The organism is Tepidiforma sp., assembly GCF_034433535.1.
Classification (GTDB): domain Bacteria; phylum Chloroflexota; class Dehalococcoidia; order Tepidiformales; family Tepidiformaceae; genus Tepidiforma.
Genome location: NZ_DAOUAO010000105.1, coordinates 1 through 3276, shown reverse-complemented (window position 1 = coordinate 3276; position 3276 = coordinate 1). Strand labels below are relative to the sequence as shown.

Annotated in this window: 3 protein-coding genes; 2 read left to right on the top strand and 1 reads right to left on the bottom strand. The window is 70.1% G+C overall.

Going from position 1 to position 3276, the window contains the following annotated elements; translation table 11 throughout:
• On the top strand, nt 1-1500 hold a 1500-nt coding region (locus VAE46_RS05745; protein WP_322795961.1), incomplete at its 5' end, for a (Fe-S)-binding protein.
• Nucleotides 1501-1594: 94 nt separating this feature from the next.
• Here the strand turns inward: VAE46_RS05745 and fabF are convergent.
• Nucleotides 1595-2854, bottom strand: a complete 1260-nt coding sequence (gene fabF, locus VAE46_RS05740) for a beta-ketoacyl-ACP synthase II (RefSeq protein WP_322795960.1) — start codon at nt 2852-2854, stop codon at nt 1595-1597.
• Nucleotides 2855-3092: 238 nt separating this feature from the next.
• Here fabF and VAE46_RS05735 point away from each other — a divergent pair.
• The coding region (locus VAE46_RS05735; RefSeq protein WP_322795959.1) for a hypothetical protein at nt 3093-3276 on the top strand (184 nt) is incomplete at its 3' end.

Genomic DNA, 3276 nt, shown 5'->3' with positions numbered 1-3276 from the left:
AAGGCGCTGGGCGGGGTGAGCCCGGAGACACTGCTGGACTTCCACGTGGCGTGGTGGTGGTTCCACGTGGTGGCGGCCTTCGGGCTGCTGACGCTGATGGCGCTGACCAAGTTCCGGCACATCGCGCTGGCGCCGGTGAACGCGTTCTTCAAGCGCCCGACGACGCCGCTCTACCTGGAGCCGATGGGCGACATCGAGAAGCTGATCGAGGAGGGCGCGGGCCTCGGTGCAGGCCGCCTGCAGGATTTCACCTGGAAGACGCTGTTCGATGCGGACACGTGCGTGCGCTGCGGGCGGTGCACGGAGGTCTGCCCGGCGTACACGGCGGGCCAGCCGCTTTCGCCGATGGCGCTGATCCAGGACATCAAGACGTACATGAACCACGCCGGGCCGCTCATCCTGAAGGGGAAGAACCCGGAGGAGGAGCTGGAGCCGCTGGTGGGCGGGTACATCAAGGATGAGACGCTCTGGGCGTGCCGGACGTGCGGCGCCTGCATGCAGGAGTGCCCGGTGCTGATCGAGCACGTGCCGCCGATCGTGGAGATGCGGCGCTACCTGGTGATGGAGCAGGCGCGGGTGCCGGCGACGGCGCAGGCGGCGCTGCAGAACCTGGAGCAGCGCGGGCACCCATGGCGCGGCACGCAGCTGACGCGGGAGACCTGGATCGAGCAGCTCCGCGAGCAGGGCATCGATGTGCCGATTTACGACGGGACGCAGGAGTACCTGTACTGGGTCGGCTGCTCCGGCGCGCTGGTGGAGCGGAACATCCCGATCACGCAAGCGGTGACGAAGCTGCTGCTGGAGGCGGGGGTGAGCTTCGGGGTGCTCGGGCAGGCGGAGACCTGCAACGGGGACCCGGCGCGGCGCCTTGGGAATGAGTTCCTGTTCGCCACGATGGCGCAGGCGAACGCCGATGCGCTGAACGAGATGGGCGTGAAGCGGGTGATCACCTCGTGCCCGCACTGCTTCAATACGTTCCGGAACGAGTACCCGGACTTCGGCGGGAAGTGGGAGGTGACGCACCATGCCGACTTCCTGCAGTTCCTGCTGGCGAAGGGCGACCTGAAGCCGAAGGAATCGGCCGGGGCGAAGATCACGGTCCACGACAGCTGCTACCTCGGGCGCGGCAACGGCATCTACGACACGCCGCGGCAGGTGCTGGAGGCGATCCCGGGGACGACGCTGGTGGAGATGCCGCGTTCGAAGGAGCGCGGGCTCTGCTGCGGCGCCGGCGGCGGGAACATGTGGCAGGAAGAGGCCGGGACGCGGGTGAACCACCTGCGCGCGGCGGAGGCGGCGAACACGGGCGCGAGCATCGTCGCGACGGCCTGCCCGTTCTGCATCCAGATGTTCGAGGACGGCATCCCGGCGGTGCAGCCGGACGAAGAGAAGCGGACGATCCGGGCGTTCGATATCGCCGAGCTGCTGGAGGTAAGCGTTCGGCCGACGGCGCGGCCGCTGCGGGACGGGGATGTGGAGGTGCCGCCCGGCGTGGTCTGAAGCAGGCGCACGGCGCAGAACGTTCACCGGCCCCGGGGGTTTCCCGGGGCCGTTCGCGTGTGCTGCGTTGTGGCCGGGACGAAGCGGCGCGCGGTCAGGGTTCGTAGCGGACGATGGCGAGGCTGCTGTTCTGGCCGCCGAAGCCGAAGCTGTTCTTGAGGAGGGCGCGGACCTCGGCGCGGCGGGCGGTGTTGGGCACGTAGTCGAGGTCGCACTCGGGGTCGGGGTTGTGGAGGTTGATGGTGGGGTGGATGGTGCCGGTTTCGATGGTCTTGATGGCGGCGACCGTCTCCATGCCGCCGCTGGCGCCGAGGCCATGCCCGATGAGCGACTTGGTGGCGCTGATGGCGAGGCGGTAGGCGTGCTCGCCGAAGACGGCTTTGATGGCGCGGGTCTCGGCGGCATCGCCGAGGGGGGTGCTGGTTGCGTGGGCGTTGATGTAGTCGACCTCGGCGGGCTGGAGGCCGGCGTCGCGCAGGGCTTCGGCCATAGCGCGGGCGGCGCCTTCGCCGTCATCGGGGGGCGCGGCGACGTGGAAGGCATCGTTGGTGCAGCCGAAACCGGCGATCTCGGCGTAGATGCGGGCGCCGCGGGCGCGGGCGTGGGCCTCGGACTCGAGGATGAGGGCGCCGGCGCCCTCGCAGGGGACGAAGCCATCGCGTGCGGCATCGAAGGGGCGGGAGGCTTCCTCCGGGGGGCCTTCGTAGGAGGTGAGGGCGCGCATGACGGAGAAGCCGGCGAGGCCGAGCTCGGAGATGCCGGCTTCGCAGCCGCCGGTAACGGCGATCTCGGCGCGGCCGCTGCGGATGAGCCAGGCGGCTTCGCCGATGGCCTGGGTGCCGGCCGCGCAGGCGGTGACGATGGTGCCGTTGTAGCCGCGCAGGCCGAACTGGAGGGAGACCTGGGCGGCGGCCATGTTGCCGAGGGAGCGGGCGAGGTAGAGGGGGTCGATGCGCATGCCGCCGCGTTCGAAGAGGGTGCGGGCAGCCTCCTGGATATCGGGGTAGCCGCCGCCGCCGTTGCCGATGAGGACGGCGATGCGGTCGCGGTCTTCGCGGTCGAGGTCGAGGCTGGCGTCCTGGAGGGCCTGTGCGGCGGCAGCGACCATGAACTGGCTGAAGCGCGCCATGCGGCGGGCGGCTTTGCGTTCGATGAAGCGCGTCGGGTCCCAGTCTTTGACTTCGCCGGCGACCTTGCAGGGGTAGCCGGTGGGGTCGACGAGGGTGAGGTGGCGGATGCCGGAGCGCCCGTGGACGAGGCTGTCCCAGAATTCGTCGACGGTCTGGCCGGCGGGGGTGATGGCCCCGAGGCCGGTGACGACGACGCGAGTACGGGAGCGGAGGGTTTCGTTCATGGGCTTATGGTAGCGCCGGAGGGCGGGATGGTCGCCGGGATGGGGGTAGGGTAGCGGGCGGGGAGCGGACGGCAAAGGGGGCAGGGCTTTTCGCCGAAGCAAGCGAATTATTCTTGCGCAGGCAATTTGTTGGGGAACTCCCCGATACCGCGGCGGAAAGACCTGTACGTAGGATGCGCGGAGACAAGGAATTCTTGCGGTCGGCGGCGGGGCCGCCTTCCGTTTCCCGGGGGTTCGCATGGGGGAGACGACCCCGCCAGGGGTGACCGGGCGGGATGGCCAGCTTGACGGTGGCGCGGCGAGGGAGGCGCTTGCCGCCCTCGGCCGGGAGGGCTCGCTGGACGTCGCGCTGGACCGGCTGGCCGAGGTGGTCGGGCTGCGGTTCGGGGCAGATTGCGTGGTCGTTGGGGTGCAGCGCCGGG